Genomic DNA, 18,293 nt, shown 5'->3' on the forward strand with positions numbered 1-18,293 from the left:
TTTATTCACCTCTTATTTACTAAGACTTTTCTCTCGTTATATCTCTCAAGGCCTAATCTAATTAATCTTTCTACTAATTCTCCATAAGTAGTACCATCAGTAGCTTTCCATAGAACAGGAGTCATACTTACAGCTGTAAATCCAGGCATAGTATTTATTTCGTTTACAAAGATTTCATTATTATCTGTAACAAATATATCTACACGAGCTAAACCGCTACAATTTAAAACCTTAAAGGTTTTTTCAGCAGTTCTGCAAACTAGGTCTGTTATTTCTGGTGTAAGTCTTGCAGGGACTACAGGTATAAGTTTCCCATCTATATATTTAGCATTATAGTCAAAAAATGGTCTTTCCATAATAAATTCACCAGGAACTGATGCTTTAGGATTATGATTTCCCACTACAGAAACTTGCATTTCTCGAGCTACTATTTCTGCTTCAATGATTATTTTAGAGTCATAAAGAAAAGCTTCTTTAAAAGAGTTTACAAGTTCTTCACGGTTTCTTGCCACACTAATTCCTACACTAGACCCACCATTAGATGGTTTTATATAACAAGGATAACCAATTTCTTTTTCTACTTCTTCATAGGATTTTTCTTCATTTTCCTTCCAACTATGTAGTTTAAAAGAAGTGTATTTTACTTGAGGAATATTATATTTTGTTAATAAGTCCTTTGTCACTACTTTATCCATAGCAACTGAAGAAGATAAAACTCCATTTCCTACATATGGAATATTTAATAGTTCTAAGAATCCTTGGACAGTACCATCTTCTCCATTAGGACCATGAAGAGCTGGAAAAACTAAATTGTCTTCATCTGCCTTTAATATATTGGTTAAAAACTCTCCCATGGACAAGGATACTGTAGATGAACTTATACTTCTTAATTCATCTGGACTTTCAATTTTATTTTCCCACAATCCTAAATTACACCATACGCCTCCGTTAGTAATGTAGATTGGATAAACATTATATTTTTTTCTATCTATAGCATTAATTATAGCTGATGCAGATCTTAAAGATATATCGTGTTCAACGGATTTTCCGCCACATAGTACATAAATATTTGTTTTCATAAATTTCCTCCTATATTACATAAGTTTACTATATGATTATATCATAATGATAAGTTAAATAAGTAAAATTAATACAGATTAATTAACTTATATTTAGTATAGTATAGTTAAGAATAGGACTATAAAATAGAAATGGTGATAAAGTGATGATATATAATATACTAAAACTAGATTTAAACAATGGAGAAGTAATTTCAGTTGTAGGTGGTGGTGGTAAGACTACGACTATATTTCAGTTGGCAAAAGAATTAAAATCATTAAATAAAAAAGTGCTTATTACAACAACAACTGCCATATATAATCCAGATGAAAAAGAATATGATTGTTTTTTCCTAGAAGATATAAAGGACTTCCAACCAACTGATGGAACCATAACCATATTTGGACAGAAAATAGTAGGAGAAAAGCTAATAGGAGTGTCTTTAGAAAAGTTAGATGAAATAATAGAAAAAAGAGTATTTGATTTTATATTAATAGAGGCAGATGGTGCCAAGAAGAAGCCTATTAAGGCTCCAGAGACATATGAGCCAGTAATCACAAAAAATACCACAAAAACCATAGGAGTCATAGGACTAGATTCTTTAGGAAGAGCTATAAATGAAGAAAATGTCCATAGACCTGAAATCTTTACCAAGATTACAAATACAAGCCTATTAGATATAATCAAGGCAGATATTATAGTAAAATTAGTCTTACATGAAGAAGGATTATTTAAATCCTCTAAGGGTGAAAAGATCCTTTTGTTAAATAAGGCTAATGACCATGATTTAATAAAAGAAGGAATGAAAATAAGAGAAAGTTTATTAAATAGAGGAATGAAAAATGTAGTTATTTCAGATATACAAAGGAAGATGTTTTATTAGTTAGGAGAGTCTTGTGGAATCTAAACAATGTTCAGTGAAATAGATTATGCTATAATAAACGGAAACATTAATAACTAGTGGGAAGATAGTCAGCTTAAAAGGGATTTAAAAAAGATATTCCTATATTAGCAGAAACTTGCCCTCAGTATCCATTGCCAAAAAGGCAATATCTTATAATAGAAGGTGATAATAATGAATAACATAGTCATAAGAGGTGGAGGAGATTTAGCCACTGGAATTGCATATAGATTATTTAAATCAGGATATAAGGTTATAATTCTAGATAGAGATAAACCTTTGGCAATTAGACGAACTGTAGCCTTTAGTGAAGCTGTATATAGCAAAGAAATAACAGTAGAAGGAGTTAAGGCTATTTTAGGAAGGGATATAGGAGATATTTATGAAATATTAGATAGAAATTGTATTCCTGTATATATAGATGAAAAGGGAGATATTATAAAAAACATAAGACCTCTTGCAGTAGTAGATGCTATTATTGCTAAAAAGAATTTAGGAACTAATAGGGATATGGCACCTATAACTATAGGAGTAGGTCCAGGATTTGAAGCAGGAGTAGATGTTGATTTAGTAGTAGAAAGTAAAAGAGGACATTATTTGGGAAAAGTTATATACAACGGAAAGGCAATAGAGAATACAGGAATACCAGGGGAAACAATGGGATATAAGGAAGAAAGAATAATCAGAGCCTTAGATAGCGGAGTAGTAGAAACATTTTTCAGCATAGGAGATACTGTAGAAAAAGGAGATATAATTTGTAAAGTAGGAAATGTCCATGTAAAAGCTCAGATACCAGGTATACTTAGGGGAATGATAAAAGAAGGACTGGAAGTATCCAAGGGATTAAAAATAGGAGATATTGATCCTAGAGGAATAAAGGACTATGCTTTTACCATTTCAGATAAGGCTAGAGCCATTGGTGGTGGAGTTTTAGAAGGAATACAGTATTTAAAAATGGAAAGGGGAATTTAATATGGCAGATTTGTTTGTAATGAAAAAGGCTTTAGAGTATATAGAAAATGGAAAAGACTTAGCCATAGCAACTATTACTAAAGCTGAAGGCTCTGCTCCAAGGAGAGAAGGAACAAATATGGCAGTATTAGAGGACGGAACTATTTATGGGACTATTGGTGGTGGAAAACTGGAAAAGAAGATTATAGAATTATGTATTGAAGCCATAAAAGAAGGAAAAAGTTATAGTATAAATCTTCCGCTGAATTCAGAAGGGCTGGGAATGATTTGTGGTGGAGAGGTAGATGTCTTTATAGATGTATATAAACAGAAACCAAAGCTATTAATTGCTGGTGGAGGTCATGTGGGATATTCTATATATGACCTTGCTAATTTTTTAGGCTTTAATACAGTAATATTTGATGATAGGGAAGAATTTCTAAATGAAGAAAGATTTCCTTTAGCCCATGAATTGGTTTTAGGTGATATAAAAGAAAACTTAAAGAAATACCCTATAGATGATAATACTTATATTGTTATAGTTACTAGAGGTCATGCTTATGATGAAGAAGCCATAGAAGCAGTAGCAAATAGTAATGCAAAATATATTGGAGCCATGGGTTCTAAGAAAAAGGTAATAACTATGATGAAGAGTTTAGAAGAAAAGGGAATATCTAAAGAAGACTTAGATAAAATATATGCCCCCATAGGCCTAAAAATATCTGGTGGAAGTCCAGAAGATATAGCAATGAGTATAATGGCTGAAATCCAACTAATAAGAAATAATGGAGAAGCAGTACATATGAAATACAGATAAATAACTCCGATTTTTGGTACTAGTTACTGAAAATCGGAGTTATTTAGTTTTTCTATACTAAAACATCTATTATAAGAAACTCTTATTTGATTATATCTCCATTACTCTTATATAATAATATGAGAAATTATAGAGGAGTGACCTTATGTTAAAATTACCAGAGAATTTCGAGAATTATGAAGAGGCAAGGAGAGAGGGATTTTTAAAGGTAAAGGCTCTAAAGGAGAAGGGAACACCAGTAGTTGGAGTGTTTTGTACATATACACCTATTGAACTTATTCATGCTGCAGGAGCTGTAGCAGTTAGTCTATGTGGTACTTCTGATGTACCAATACATCATGCAGAAAAACATTTACCTAAAAATCTTTGTCCACTTATAAAATCTAGTTATGGATTTGCAGTATCAGACACCTGTCCATATTTTTATTTCTCAGACTTAATAGTTGGAGAGACAACCTGTGATGGTAAGAAAAAGATGTACGAGCTATTAAATGAGCTAAGGCCTACCCATGTTATGCACTTGCCTCAAGGACAAGATAAAGAACATGGATTTAGGTATTGGAGAGAGGAATTGGTTAGGCTAAAGGAAGTACTAGAGGAAAAATTTAATATAGAAATTACAGATGAAATATTAAGAGAAGAAATAAAGGAAAGAAATAGGGAGAGGAAAGTATTATTGGATTTTTATGAATTAGGTAAATTAAATCCATCTCCAATATCAGGTCGTGAAGTAAATGAAACCATGGAAGCCTTAGGTTTTCAATTTGATAGAAAAGCTCAATGTGATTTTATAGAAGAAAGAACAAAAGAGTTAAGAGATAAATATGAAAATCAGCTAAAGGGAACAAAGTCCAGCAGACCAAGAATACTTATTACTGGATGTCCCGTAGGAGGAGTAAGAGAAAAAGTTTTAAAAACCATAGAAGATTCGGGAGCAGATATAGTTGCTTTTGAAAACTGTAGTGGAGTAAGAGAAAAAGCTACCTTAGTTGATGAAACCATAGACCCAATAGACGCCTTAACGGAAAAATACTTAAATGTAAGCTGTTCTGTTATGACTCCAAATCCAAGAAGATTTGAAGCCTTAGATGAAATGATAGACGAATATGAAATTGATGGAGTAATAGAAGTAGTCCTTCAAGCCTGTCATACTTTTAATGTAGAGTCATATAATGTGAAAAGATTTGTAACAGAGAAGAAGGATAAACCATATCTATATATTGAAACAGACTATTCAAAACTAGATGTTGGTCAGATAAATACAAGAATAAATGCCTTTTTGGAAATGATATAATAACTCCGATTTTTGGTGCTATGCACTGAAAATCGGAGTTGTTAATGTTGTTTATCTATAGTTGCTATTTTATTATAGATATTTTTAATTTCACAGTATTTAAATAAGTAGATATAATTGGTATGGTTGATAAATAACAAACTAAAGTCAAGGAGGAAACAAAGGATGAAAAAAATAATTGTACTTGTTTTATCTTTAGTATTAGTCATGTCTTTAACTGCATGTCAAACTAAAGATGTAGATAAAGAAGTAGTACAAGATGTAGCAGGAAATGTTGAACAAGCTGCCAATAATGAAGAAAGTAATAAGGCCTTTAAAATTGGAATTGTAACACCAACATTATCAACTTCTGAAGATGAATTTAGAGCAGGAGCTGAAATGGTAGAAAAGTATCCAGATATGGTAAAACATATTACTTTACCAGAAAATTTCAATGCAGAATTAGAAACAGGTATTTCTCAAATTTTAAGTTTAGCTGATGATCCAGATATGAAGGCTATAATTGTAAACTCAGGTCAGTCAGGGTTATTACCAGCCTTTGAAAAAATTAAGGAAAAAAGATCAGATATACTTACCATAGCTACTATGATGGATGAACCAGAATTAATGGCAAAATATATAGATTTAAACTTTTCGACGGATTGGGAAAGACGTGGTGTAACTATACCGACTAAGGCTAAGGAAATGGGAGCAAAAACATTTATACACTATTCATTCCCAACACATTTGGCTAAGGAAGCTGTTGCAGCAAGAAAAGAAGCCATGGAAAAGACCTGTAAAGAATTAGGATTAGAATTTGTAGAAATAATTACTCCAGATCCACAAACTGGAGATGGGCCAGCTGCCATGCAACAATTTTTAAGGGAAGACATACCAAGACAAATAGGAAAATATGGTGCAGATACAAATATTTTTGGTAGTAATTGTCCAATGTATGATGTAATTTTAGATGAGGCACTAAAATTAAAGTTTACTGTAGCTGAACAATGTTGTCCTACACCTACACAGGCATATCCTACAGTAATGAATTTAGAAATAGAAGCTGAAGACTTAGGAAACTATGATAAGATAAATGCTATGATAACTGAAAAGGCTGCAGAAGCTGAAATGACAGGTAGATTATCTGGTTGGGCGATGCCTTCCCAAATTTATGTACCTAAGTTTGAAATTGAGTTGGCTAAATATATAATAGAAAATGATTTAGAATTAAATAAAGATATATTAAATAAACAATTCTTAGATGATTTTTCAGAAAAAGCCATGGGAATAAGGGCAGATTTTGAACCAATAGATTCAAATACTGATAATTACTTTATGTTAATATTAGAATCAATTTACTATTAAGTTATATGCAGGGTAATTATATCCTGCATATAATTGTTTTTGAAAGAGGTGTACTATGGAAATTTTAAGGGTAGAAAATCTTTCTAAAGATTTTAATGGAATTATGGCATTAAATAATATTAACTTTAACCTTAAAGAAGGGGAAATCCATGGGATAATTGGTTCCAATGGATCTGGAAAAAGCACCCTAATGAACATACTATTTGGTAGTAAACACATTAGACAAACTGGGGGATATGAAGGCAATATATTTATTTATAACAAAAAAGTAGAAATAAAGAATACATATGATGCTATAAAGCTGGGCATAGGAATGGTACATCAAGAATTAGCATTATTAGGTGAACTGGATATAAGTAGCAATATAAAAATAAATCGAGAGAATATAATAGACAGTACAAAGATATTGGGGAATTTTGCCATAGTAGATGTAGACAAAAATAATGATGATGCAAGAGTTTCTCTATCGAAGGTTGGAATAGATATTGATTCAAGAATAAAAGTAAAAGATATATCTTCTAATCTTAAACAATTCATAGAAATAGCTAGGGAAATAGATAATACTAGCCTTAAGATTCTTATTCTTGATGAACCTACTTCCTCATTAAATACCCGAGAAACTAAAATGCTTTTATCTCATTTAAAGGAAATAGCTAAAAGTGGAATCTCCGTTATCTTTATATCTCATAGATTAGAGGAAGTTACCCAAATATGTCATAGAGTAACTGTATTAAGAGATGGAGAAATTATTGGACAGTATGAAAAAGAGGATTATGATATTAATAAATTAGCACTAGATATGATAGGAAAAGAAGTAGTACAAACATTAAAAAAGAAAAATAAATCTACTAGTAATCCAATATTATCATTCAACAATATAGAAGTATCCTATAGAAATAATATATATACTGATATTTCATTAGACATTAATGAAGGAGAAGTTCTTGGAATAACAGGATTAGCAGGACATGGGCAAGAGCTATTTGGATATGGATTGATGGGGCTATATCATATGGATGGAGATGTACGATATAAAGGAGAAAAACTGAATATAAAAGACTCAAATGCAATGATAAAAAAAGGAATATATCTTTTACCTAATGAAAGAAAGGAAATGGGTTTACTTTTAAATCATAGTATTTGGGAAAACTTAGTCTTTGAATCCTATGATAAGCAAAATAAATTTATGAAATATCCTAGATTAAAACATCTATCTCCTTTAAACTATAAAGCCATATATAGATATTCAAATAATATGATTGAAGAATTAAATATTAAGGTTAGAGATATAGAGCAAGAAATACGAGAATTAAGTGGTGGAAATCAACAAAAAGTCTGTATCGGAAGAGCTATTACTATAAATCCAGAAATTCTATTTGTAGGAGAGCCTACTAGAGGAATCGACATATACTCTAAGGAAATTATACTGGATATGTTGTTGAAGTTAAATGAAGAAAAGAATACAACAATTATTATATCCTCAGGAGAAGTGTCAGAATTAAAAAGGGTTTGTGACCGTATAGCTGTTATGTATGAGAATAAGGTATTTAAAATATTTCATAAGGACTTTGATAGTGAGGAGTTTAGTTTAGCAATATCAGGAAGGAGATTGAATGAGGATGAAGAAGCTTAAATTTAAAATAGAGCCACCACAACTAATTATAATAACCTATTTACTTATTCTAACAATTAGTCTTAAATTCATCCATATATCATATATTGATATGATAAACGACTCTTTAATAAAGTGGGTAATGAATGGGGTTTTAGTACTATCTCTAGTACCAATGATAAATGTAGGAGCAGGTAGAAACTTTGGACTACCCATAGGAATATCAGCAGGATTAGTTGGAATGTGTATAGCCATTGAATTCAGATTAACTGGATGGATTGGCTTTATTACTTCCATATTCTTTGGAGTTGTTGTATCCATATTATTTGGATATATTTATTCATTTATACTAAATAAACTAAAAGGAAATGAGGAAATAGTAGGTACATTTGTAGGCTTTTCCTTTATACCTATAATGAGTTTGTTTTGGTCTTTAGCACCTTTTAAAAACAGACAAATGCTTTATCCTGTAGGTGGACAAGGATTAAGACCTAAGATTAATTTAGAAAATTATTTCAGTAAGATTTTAGATAGTTTCCTTGAAATAAATATAGGAGACCTTGTTATTCCATTAGGGTTAATATTATTCTTCCTATTATTATGCCTTATAGTTTATTTATTTGGAAAAACAAGAATGGGAATAACCATGGCAGCTATTGCTGAAAATGAAGTGTTTGTTAAATTATCAGGAGTAAATATAAACAAATATAGAACCTATGGAATTATATTCTCTACTATTTTAGCTGCAATAGGAATAATTGTATATTCTCAAAGCTATGGATTTGTTCATTTGTATGATGGTCCTTTTATGATGGCTTTTCCCGCAGTATCAGCAATATTAATTGGAGGAGCATCTAAAAAAAAGGCAACTGTATTTCAAGTTATGCTAGGTACTTATTTGTATCAAACTACATTTTTACTTTCAGTTCCAGTAGCCAACGTACTATTAATACCTGAAATGTCAGAGGTCATAAGGATGATAGTTACCAATGGAATTATTTTATATGCGTTCCTATATGAAGGGGTGAAGAAGACAAATGAAAAAATATAAGAATTATTATGTACCGTCATTTTTCTTGATTTTATCTATTTTAGGTATTATGGCAGCTAAAGTAAGCAGCAATTTCATACTGGGAGAGTTATATAATAGATTTGTTAGAAACGGAATATTTCTATTGGCTCTTATTCTTCCTATTATGGCAGGAATGGGAATCAATTTTTCCATTACAATAGGGGCAATAGCTGGACAGATAGGAATGTTACTTGTAATAGATATGGGATTAGAACCTAAATTAGGATTTGTTGTAGCAATAATATTTAGTATAATACTATCTATTATCTTTGGAAATATAATTGGAACTATATTAAATAAAGCTAAGGGAAAAGAAATGATAGCAAGTATGGTAATAGGATTTTTAGGAACAAATTTATATCAGCTTATATTTATGGTAGGTTATGGTACTGTAATTAAGCCATTTAATCCAGATATACTACTTACAAGAGGTATAGGCGTAAAAAGTATGTTAGATGCAGGAAACTATAGAAATCTATATAGAAATATACTCCCTATAAAAATAGGAGATGCAGAAGGCTCATTAATACCCATAATAATCATTGTACTAGTAGGAGTTATAGTATATCTAATAACTAAGTCGAAAATAGGATACCATATTAAGGCAGTAGGTGAAAATATGGTATTATCAGAGAAATTAGGTATTAATGTAGATAGGACTAGAAGAACATCAATTGTCTTGTCCACACTGTTGGCTTCTTTAGCCCAATTAATGTATATACAAAACCTTGGAGTTTTAAATGTATATACAGGACATTTAAACTTAGATATATTTTCAGCAGCAGCTTTACTAGCAGGAGGAGCTACCTTTAGAAAGGCAAATATAAGAAATGCTTTTATAGGAATATTTTTGTTCCATACCTTATTTATTGTATCACCTTTAGCAGGACAAAATATATTTAAAAACCCAGCATTAGGAGAATATTTTAGATCCTTTATAGCCTATGGAACTATTGTATTTGCATTGATGATAAACTTAAAGCAGACTGAAAATTAAATAATTCTGATTTCGAGACTTAAATTCAAAAATCAAAAAACACAGATAAAAAGCTATTTATAAAGAACGTATGGCAGTTGACAGTTAAAATTAATTATGATATAAAAACTATTAGCATTTCAGTTGAGATTGCTAATAGTTTTATTATTTTAGGAATATATATAAAATGAAATTAATAATTGTAATTAAAGAGGGTGAAAAAATTGGATAAAAAAACACATCTAAAAACAATTTCTAAAAAGATTTTTAATATCTACTTAATATATATATTTATATTTTCCATATTGATATTTGCCATTCATAAACCTAAAGAAAAACAATATGGAGAGTTTACCAACTTAAATGAATCATCTATAGAGGCTTCAGGACAAGATAGAGTAGTCCTTGTAGAAGAAAGAACTGATGCCTATTTGACTAGGCTAAACATTGTGGGAAATGCTAAAAATTCCTTGGACATTTCTTATTATTTTTTATCCGATGGGGTATCAACAGAAACTTTTTTAGGAGGTATTTTAGACGCAGCAGATAGAGGAATAGAAGTACGGATTTTATTAGATGGATTATTTCATAATTTAAGAGGAGATCTTGGTGATACCATATATACATTTAAAGAACATCCTAATATTCAATTAAAACTTTATGAGCCTTTTAATTTTTTCACACCTTGGGCATGGAACAATAGACTACATGATAAGTTTATAATTGCAGACAGTGAAATTGCCATTATAGGAGGTCGAAATATAGGAGATAAATATTTCTTACAGGATTCTACAGAAATTGAATTAGTAGATGATAGGGATGTACTTATATTTAATGATAATCCTTCTAACAATGACAACAGTGTTATATATAAGATGGAGAAATATTATAACGATTTATGGAATTATGATTATTCAAAGCCATCAGTAAAGAAAATGACAAATAAACGAAAAAATAGAGGACAAGAATTTGGTGAGAAATTAAGAGACAGATTTAATAGTTTCGAAGATGAAAATCCTGAAATTTTAAATGGTGTAGATTGGTATAATGAAACTATACCAACTAAAAATATAGACTTTGTCCATAATCCCATAGGTAGATTAAACACAGATCCAAATTGCTTAAAAGAATTACTAAGACTAGGTTCAAATGCAGAAGATTCAATATTTGTTCAAAGTCCATATATAATACCTTCAAGAAATATGAGGAATAAACTAAATATGTATGATATAGATTTAGAGAAAGTAAATATATTGACTAATTCTTTTGCATTAAGTCCAAATCCCTTGGCAGTTTCAGGATACGCAAATCATAGGAATAAAATAATAGATTCTAAGATAAAACTCTATGAATTTCAAGGAGAGGAATCTCTGCATACTAAAACTTATGTATTTGATAATAATATAAGTGTTATAGGTTCATTTAATTTCGACCATAGAAGCTCTTATATCAATACTGAATCTATGGTAATCATCCATAGTGAGGATTTTACAGAACAGTTAAAAGACACAATATCTGTGGACATAAATGGTAGTCTTCAAGTAGGTGAGGACTATAACTATATTTATGATGAATCGGTTGATGAGAAAAATATGTCGTTGATTAAAAAATCCCTTATAACTATGTTATCAAAAGTTGTATTCTTTATAGAATATCTATTATAAATAATAGCTCCGATTTTTGGTACATAATACCCAAAATTGGAGCTATTATTATTTCACGAATTATTTACTTGCTAATTCTATAAACTTTTCTATGTCTTTTTCTATTAGTCTTAGTGAATTTCTAAAGAATTCAGGGTCATGAACATCTATATTCATTCTTAGAGCCACGTCTTTAATATTATTCTTACCTGTAGCATTTAGTAGTTCATCATATTCTTTTATAAATTCTTCTCCACGTTTTAGATACTCTGCATACAGTCCCTTAGAGAATAACAGTCCAAAAGCATATGGGAAGTTATAGAAATTAAGTCCTGCTGAATAGTAGTGAGGTTTATTTAACCACATATATGGATGAAGAATACTGTGGTCTAAGCCATTACCATAAGCTTCTTTTTGAGCATCCATCATTATTTCTTTAAGTTCATTTACTGAAAGAGCATGAGTCTTTCTTCTTTCAAACAATTCAGATTCAAATAAGAATCTACTATATATATCTACAATAACTTGACCTGCGTCAGATATGGAAGATTCTAATATACTTAAAGCTTCCTCATCACTGGCTTCTTTTAAAGCTGCATTTACAACTATGGTTTCACAGAATATAGAAGCCGTTTCTGCTATTGGCATAGGGTATCTGCTGTTTAGTATACTCTCATCTTTTAAATTAAGTCCATGATAACCATGACCTAGCTCATGAGCTAAAGTAGTCATATTTGAGAAACTGCCATTGAAGTTAGAAAGTATTCTACTTTCCTTTATAGGATGTAAGTTAGAGCAAAATGCGCCTCCTCTTTTTCCTTCCCTTGGTTCTACATCTAGCCAATTATTTTTATGAGCATTTTCAACGAAATCAGCCAATTTATCGGAGAAAGTTCTAAAGTTTTTGATTATATAATCCATAGCCTCATCATAAGTAAAGGTTCTATTAACTTCTCCCATAGGTGCAAACATTTCATAGAATGGAAGTCCATCAGAATAACCTAATAATTCTGCTTTCTTTCTATAGTATTTATGGAATACTGGAAGAAATTCTCTCATAGCTGTAAGCATAGCATTTAGAGTTTCTTCATCCATTCTAGATTTAACCAAAGTTTCTTCTAAAGGAGAATTATATCCTCTAAGGGCTGAAGTAGTGATTACCTCACCTTTGATACCATTTAATGCAGCGGCAGAAGATTCTTCGATTTTTTTATAAGCCTTCAACTCAGCTTCATATCCAGCTTTTCTCTTTGCAGGGTCTTTGTCGTATGCTAGATTTCTTGCAGCAGGGAATGGCAATTGTTTATTTTCCCCATCTATATTTATGTCTACCATAAGAGTTGACGATACCATGTTTTGAAGATTAGACCATGCAGAAGAACCTGTATTTGACATCTTTGATATAAGTACTTCTTCTTTCTCACTAAGCATATATTTTGTTTTATCTTTAATCTGTTCTAAATAAAATTTATGTTCCTTTAATAATTCTGATGAATTTATTATTTCCTCTAGATTATCTATATCCTTCACAAAGTTTTGGAACTGTACATCAGGTTTAGTTAAATCTGAACCTTTTACTCTTAATCTATCAAGATATTTAAGGGCATCTTCATTTTTGGCCTCTACTGTATTTGTAAGATGAGCGAAAGCAGAAAGCTTTGAAAACAATGAATTTAACTCTCGAGAATACTCAATATATTTTTCCGTTTTTTCCACTGTATTATCACTAGAGCCTAAGTTTTCATCAGCCCATTTACTATATTCTACTATTAAACAATCAAGTTTCTCCAAATCAGAAATAAATTCTTTAGAATCAAAAGATGTATATAATTCCTTTAAACTCCAACGCATGTTATCCCGCCTTTCGAAATATTTAGTCAATTCTATTATAACACAAATTTCCAAATATTAAAGATATATTTTGAGAGTCGAAATAAAAATATAAAACTTAGAGTGAACAGCTCTTTGTAATGATTTTCTATGTTGAATAGTCAGGTAGAAACAGATTTATCATTGTTTACATTGTAAAAATTTGTTATTATATAAATAACTGATTTGAGTCGATATTCTAAATCTTAGAGAACTTCTTCCATGGAGGTGATTATTTTAGGATATTGAATGTTCTGACTTATAAGGGCAGTAGATGACATAAATAATAAAAGGAGGAATAGAAATGAGAATAATAAGAAATGCTTCAATAAAATTTAAACTAATATTTAGTTTTGCTATTATTCTAGTATTATTATTTGCAATGGGAGCATTTGGAACATTAGCTATTGAAAGAATCAATAATAGTTCATCTGAAATGTATGATGATTATTTACAAGGTATAGATGAATTACATATAATAAAAGAAAATATATTGGATGTTGTTCTAATTCTTCAATATATGGGTACTACAGAATATAGAGTCGTAGTGGAAGATTACGCTAAGGAGATAGATGATATAGTGGCAAATACTGCCAGCATAATAGAATCATACGGTTCTAGAGATCTAGTAGAAACTGAATCAGAGGCATGGGAAAGGTTCAATAAAAATTTGATGAAATATAGAGAAGAACGTAATGGAATAGTAAGTAAACTTAAAACTGAGAAATTTGATAGACTTCAGGAGATTAAAAGATTAGATCCATATGTTGATGTTGTAATCAATGATATTAATAAATTAATAGAAATAAATCAAGAATTGGGACAAGCCCAAAATGAAAGCAACAATTTGATATATAGAAATACAATGATTTTTATGTATAGTATAATTACAATAGGAATTTTAGTAGCTTTATTATTTGGATATTTACTATCTAATTATATATCCAAGTCTGTGAAAAAAGGTTTAAAATTTGCAGAAGCTTTAGGCCAAGGAGATTTAGGGTTTGAAATGGAAGAGTCTAAATCCAAGGATGAATTAGGTCAGCTTATAATAGCATTAAAAGAGGCCCAAAATAAGATAAAATCTACAATAATGGAAATATCTCAAGAATCTCAAGAGGTGTCTGCATCGTCACAACAACTTTCTGCAACAATAGAAGAAGTCAATTTCAGATTCGAGTCAATATCCAATAATACTTTAAGTATAGTAGATGATATACAAGAGATAAATGCAGCTACAGAAGAGTTAACAGCCACAATACAAGAGGTAAACTCTGGAGTTACTCAACTTGCATCTAGTTCTTCTGAAGGAAGTGTAGAATCAACCAAGATTAAAGAAAGAGCGGAAAAAATAAAGATTCAAGGTCAAGAATCTAAAACAGTTACAGCAAAACTTTTAGATGAAAAAGAACAGGCCATATTAAATGCAATAGAACAAGGAAAAGTAGTTGATGAGATTACAATAATAGCAGAATCCATAGCATCCATAGCATCTCAAACTAATTTACTAGCACTAAATGCGGCAATAGAAGCAGCTAGAGCAGGTGAAGCAGGTAGAGGATTTGCAGTAGTAGCAGATGAAATAAGGAAATTAGCAGAGGAATCCAATAACTATGTAGGGGCTATACAAAAAGTCGTGGAAGATGTAAGTTTAGCATTTAACAATTTATCTGATAATTCCAGAGAAACTTTAACATTTATAAATGATAAGGTAACTAAGGATTATGAGTTACTAATAGATACAGGAATTAGTTATGAAAATGATTCAGTATTTGTAAATAATTTATCTCAAGAAATAGCAGCCATGTCTGAAGAACTAAATGCTTCAACTGAAGAAATAGCATCAGTAATCCAAAATGTTGCAAGTAATATGGAGAATACATCTTCAAATTCAGAAGAAATAATGGGTGGAATGAAAGAGACCTTATTGTCTTTAGAACAAATAGCTTCTGCTGCTGAAAGTCAAGCAACCAGCGCTACTAGATTAAGCGATTTAGTACAATTATTTAAACTATAAAAATGAGTGGGAGTGTAAAAGATGAATAAAGAGGAAAAAGTTTTAAATTATTTAGAATATATACTAGGAGCTGTTATATACACTCTTTATTCCTTTGGTGTAATATTTTCAAATAAGATATTAAGATATCTTACTATCTTTGTTATAGCTATTTTCTTCATTTTCATATATTATAAGACTCGCAATAAAAAATATAACGATAAGCCTTTTCTTGGTAAGTTTTATCAAAGGTTTGTAGTGATTATTATATTGTATACTTATATATCAATTATTGACAGTAATTTAAGTATCAATATGAAGTTAATGGCTTATGGAGCAGGGTTAGTTGCATTTACAATCACACATATTTTCAGTAAAAAATAAACGACCTTGGATTTATGAAGTCTATACTTCATAAATCCAAGGTTGTTTTATTAAAATATTTTAGTTGTCCAAGTTTCACAATTCCATATATCTGTAGCCACATCTTTATAAAAATCAGGCTCGTGAGATATAAGTAGGATACTTCCTTTATAAGCTTTCAATGCTCTTTTTAATTCTTCCTTCGCATCTACATCTAAGTGGTTAGTAGGCTCATCTAGAATCAGAACATTGGTTTCTTTATTGATTAACTTACAAAGTCGTACCTTTGCTTGTTCTCCTCCGCTTAACACCATTACTTTTGATTCTATATGTTTAGTAGTCAGTCCACATTTTGCCAGAGCTGCTCTAACTTCATATTGAGTAAGTCCTGGAAATACCTGCCAAATCTCATCTATGCAGGAATTATTATTTTTATCTTTGATTTCTTGTTCAAAATATCCTATTTCAAGGTTATCGCCCAATTCTACTTCTCCAGATACAGATTTAATTTCACCTAATATACTTTTTAGCAAAGTAGTTTTTCCAAGACCATTAGCACCAATTAAAGCTATCTTTTGTCCTCTTTCCATTCTCAGATTAAGTGGTTTTGATAAAGGTTCATCATATCCTATGACTAAATCCTTAGTTTGGAATATTAATTTGCCAGCAGTTCTTCCTTCTTTAAAATTAAACTCTGGTTTTGGTTTTTCACGAGCCAGTTCGATTAATTCCATTTTGTCTAATTTTTTTTGTCTAGACATAGCCATATTTCTTGTGGAAACCCTAGCCTTATTTCTAGCAACAAAATCTTCTAAATCAGCTATTTCTTGTTGTTGCTTTTTGTAGGCTGCCTCTAATTGAGCTTTTTTAGCTTCATAGACTTTTTGGAAATTATCATAGTCTCCTACATATCTGGTTAGTTCCTTATCTTCCATATGGTAGATTAAGTTAATAACAGAGTTTAAGAAAGGAATATCATGAGATATAAGGATGAAAGCATTTTCATATTCCTGTAAATATCTCTTTAACCAAATAATATGAGGTTCATCTAAGTAGTTAGTAGGCTCATCAAGTAACAAAATATCTGGTTTTTCTAGAAGGAGTTTAGCCAGGAGTATTTTAGTTCTTTGTCCTCCAGATAAATCATTTACATCTCTATCTAAACCTATATCATCAAGACCAAGTCCTCTTGCAATATCTTCAACTTTAGCATCTATGATATAAAAATCATTATGGTCTAATATATCCTGTATAGTTCCTACTTCTTCAAGTAAAGCTGTAAGTTCGTCTTCTGACACTTCACCCATTTTCAAATACATTTCCTGCATTTCCTGCTCTAAATCAAAGAGATATTTAAAAGCTCCTTTTAGGGCATCTCTTATGGTTTGACCTTTTTCAAGGGATGTATGCTGATCTAAATATCCTACTCTTACTCTTTTTGCCCATTCTACTTGACCCTCATCAGGCTCTAGTTTTCCAGTTATTATATTCATAAAAGAGGATTTTCCTTCTCCATTGGCACCAATTAATCCTACGTGTTCACCCTTTAATAATCTAAAGGATACATTTTTTAATATTTCTCTATCGCCAAAACCATGGCTTAAATTTGTTACGGTTAAAATACTCATGTGTATCTCCCTTCATTAAATAAAATCATCTCTAAAAATTATACAAAAAAGCTAGATTATAGTCTAGTTTTTTATTTAATCATTAATTTATCCAATATTTCAGCAGCTTTTAAGATTATATCAAAACATCCTATATCCTCTTTACTATGAACTGCTCTAAGATGGGAACAGTTAATGTTATCCATTTCGTCTATAAATTCTCTAAAGAATCTTTGATTTATTTCTTGGATTTTATCGCTTTCTTGTCCTATACCTTCCACATATTTATGGCTTAATACCATAATCCCAGCAGTAAGTGCACCACATACAGATTCTATAGCCATACCTCCACCAAATCCAGATGATAGTTTTAAAGATTCAGAACTTAAATTTAAATTATAAGCAATATTGGCACCAGATAATATTTTTTCAGCACAATTGAAATTTTCTTCTTCTCCAAATCCACTTTGAATTAAATCCTTTAACATTCCATTCCTCCCCAATAGTTTACTATAATTAGTATAGCATTTATCACATTAATTTTATAGAATAAAATTAATGATTTAATTAGGTAAATAAATACATAAGGTTAATGTAAATAGAAGTAGGAAATCATAATTAATAGGGTATACTAACATATACAACAAGCAGATAAAATTTAATATTTGATATGAGACAATACATTTGTGACAAGTAAATATGAAAAAAGGAAAGACCTCTGATATAATGTTGTTTACCATAACAAACAAAAATCGGAGGGATCTTTCCTTATGAAAACAATTATAACAG

Annotated in this window: 15 protein-coding genes; 11 read left to right on the forward strand and 4 right to left on the reverse strand. The window is 30.4% G+C overall.

Features of this window, described 5'->3' with window-relative positions:
* Positions 1 to 5: 5 nt before the first annotated feature.
* Entirely contained in the window at positions 6 to 1,079 is a 1,074-nt protein-coding gene (locus tag FYJ83_RS15090; RefSeq protein WP_154441882.1) for a D-alanine--D-alanine ligase family protein, read from the reverse strand.
* 146 nt (positions 1,080 to 1,225) lie between these two features.
* Between FYJ83_RS15090 and yqeC the strand changes: the two genes are divergently transcribed.
* The 9 genes from yqeC to FYJ83_RS15135 all read left to right on the forward strand — a co-directional run bounded on the left by yqeC (position 1,226) and on the right by FYJ83_RS15135 (position 11,690).
* Positions 1,226 to 1,942 (forward strand): selenium cofactor biosynthesis protein YqeC, encoded by a 717-nt coding sequence (gene yqeC / locus FYJ83_RS15095; protein ID WP_154441884.1) that lies wholly within the window; start codon positions 1,226 to 1,228, stop codon positions 1,940 to 1,942.
* A gap of 192 nt (positions 1,943 to 2,134) precedes the next feature.
* Positions 2,135 to 2,932: a selenium-dependent molybdenum cofactor biosynthesis protein YqeB gene (gene yqeB / locus FYJ83_RS15100; RefSeq protein ID WP_154441886.1), complete on the forward strand. Its 798-nt coding sequence runs from the start codon at positions 2,135 to 2,137 to the stop codon at positions 2,930 to 2,932.
* A 1-nt stretch (position 2,933) separates the two neighbouring features.
* Complete coding sequence (locus FYJ83_RS15105) at positions 2,934 to 3,728, forward strand: XdhC family protein (RefSeq protein ID WP_154441888.1); 795 nt, start codon at positions 2,934 to 2,936, stop codon at positions 3,726 to 3,728.
* A gap of 145 nt (positions 3,729 to 3,873) precedes the next feature.
* Positions 3,874 to 5,022: a double-cubane-cluster-containing anaerobic reductase gene (locus tag FYJ83_RS15110; protein ID WP_154441890.1), complete on the forward strand. Its 1,149-nt coding sequence runs from the start codon at positions 3,874 to 3,876 to the stop codon at positions 5,020 to 5,022.
* 165 nt (positions 5,023 to 5,187) lie between these two features.
* Positions 5,188 to 6,366 carry a DUF3798 domain-containing protein gene (locus FYJ83_RS15115; RefSeq protein ID WP_154441892.1) on the forward strand — a complete coding sequence of 393 codons (1,179 nt, stop codon included), beginning with the start codon at positions 5,188 to 5,190 and terminating at the stop codon, positions 6,364 to 6,366.
* Positions 6,367 to 6,421: 55 nt separating this feature from the next.
* The gene (locus tag FYJ83_RS15120) at positions 6,422 to 7,999 is read left to right on the forward strand and encodes a sugar ABC transporter ATP-binding protein (protein ID WP_154441894.1); all 1,578 of its coding nucleotides are present in this window, start codon (positions 6,422 to 6,424) and stop codon (positions 7,997 to 7,999) included.
* Entirely contained in the window at positions 7,986 to 9,029 is a 1,044-nt protein-coding gene (locus FYJ83_RS15125; protein WP_154441896.1) for an ABC transporter permease subunit, read from the forward strand. Before FYJ83_RS15120 ends, FYJ83_RS15125 begins: the two co-directional genes overlap by 14 nt.
* Positions 9,016 to 10,047 carry an ABC transporter permease subunit gene (locus FYJ83_RS15130; protein ID WP_154441898.1) on the forward strand — a complete coding sequence of 344 codons (1,032 nt, stop codon included), beginning with the start codon at positions 9,016 to 9,018 and terminating at the stop codon, positions 10,045 to 10,047. Before FYJ83_RS15125 ends, FYJ83_RS15130 begins: the two co-directional genes overlap by 14 nt.
* A gap of 203 nt (positions 10,048 to 10,250) precedes the next feature.
* A complete protein-coding gene (locus tag FYJ83_RS15135) occupies positions 10,251 to 11,690 on the forward strand; it encodes a phospholipase D-like domain-containing protein (protein WP_154441900.1) in 1,440 nt (479 codons plus the stop codon).
* Positions 11,691 to 11,750: 60 nt separating this feature from the next.
* Here FYJ83_RS15135 and FYJ83_RS15140 read toward each other — a convergent pair whose 3' ends face one another.
* Positions 11,751 to 13,520, reverse strand: coding sequence for a M3 family oligoendopeptidase (locus tag FYJ83_RS15140; RefSeq protein WP_154441902.1), 1,770 nt, complete (start codon positions 13,518 to 13,520; stop codon positions 11,751 to 11,753).
* Between the two features lie 322 nt (positions 13,521 to 13,842).
* On the opposite strand from FYJ83_RS15140, the gene FYJ83_RS15145 reads away from it, so the two are divergent.
* Both FYJ83_RS15145 and FYJ83_RS15150 read left to right on the forward strand, forming a co-directional pair.
* Entirely contained in the window at positions 13,843 to 15,555 is a 1,713-nt protein-coding gene (locus tag FYJ83_RS15145) for a methyl-accepting chemotaxis protein (RefSeq protein WP_154441904.1), read from the forward strand.
* 21 nt (positions 15,556 to 15,576) lie between these two features.
* A complete protein-coding gene (locus tag FYJ83_RS15150; protein ID WP_154441906.1) occupies positions 15,577 to 15,918 on the forward strand; it encodes a hypothetical protein in 342 nt (113 codons plus the stop codon).
* A 50-nt stretch (positions 15,919 to 15,968) separates the two neighbouring features.
* On the opposite strand, the gene FYJ83_RS15155 is transcribed toward FYJ83_RS15150, so the two are convergent.
* Both FYJ83_RS15155 and FYJ83_RS15160 read right to left on the reverse strand, forming a co-directional pair.
* Positions 15,969 to 17,525, reverse strand: coding sequence for an ABC-F family ATP-binding cassette domain-containing protein (locus FYJ83_RS15155; protein WP_154441908.1), 1,557 nt, complete (start codon positions 17,523 to 17,525; stop codon positions 15,969 to 15,971).
* 71 nt (positions 17,526 to 17,596) lie between these two features.
* Positions 17,597 to 17,992 carry a C-GCAxxG-C-C family (seleno)protein gene (locus FYJ83_RS15160; protein WP_154441909.1) on the reverse strand — a complete coding sequence of 132 codons (396 nt, stop codon included), beginning with the start codon at positions 17,990 to 17,992 and terminating at the stop codon, positions 17,597 to 17,599.
* Between the last annotated feature and the right edge of the window lie 301 nt (positions 17,993 to 18,293).

It is taken from the genome of Tissierella pigra, assembly GCF_009695605.1.
Lineage (GTDB): Bacteria > Bacillota > Clostridia > Tissierellales > Tissierellaceae > Tissierella > Tissierella pigra.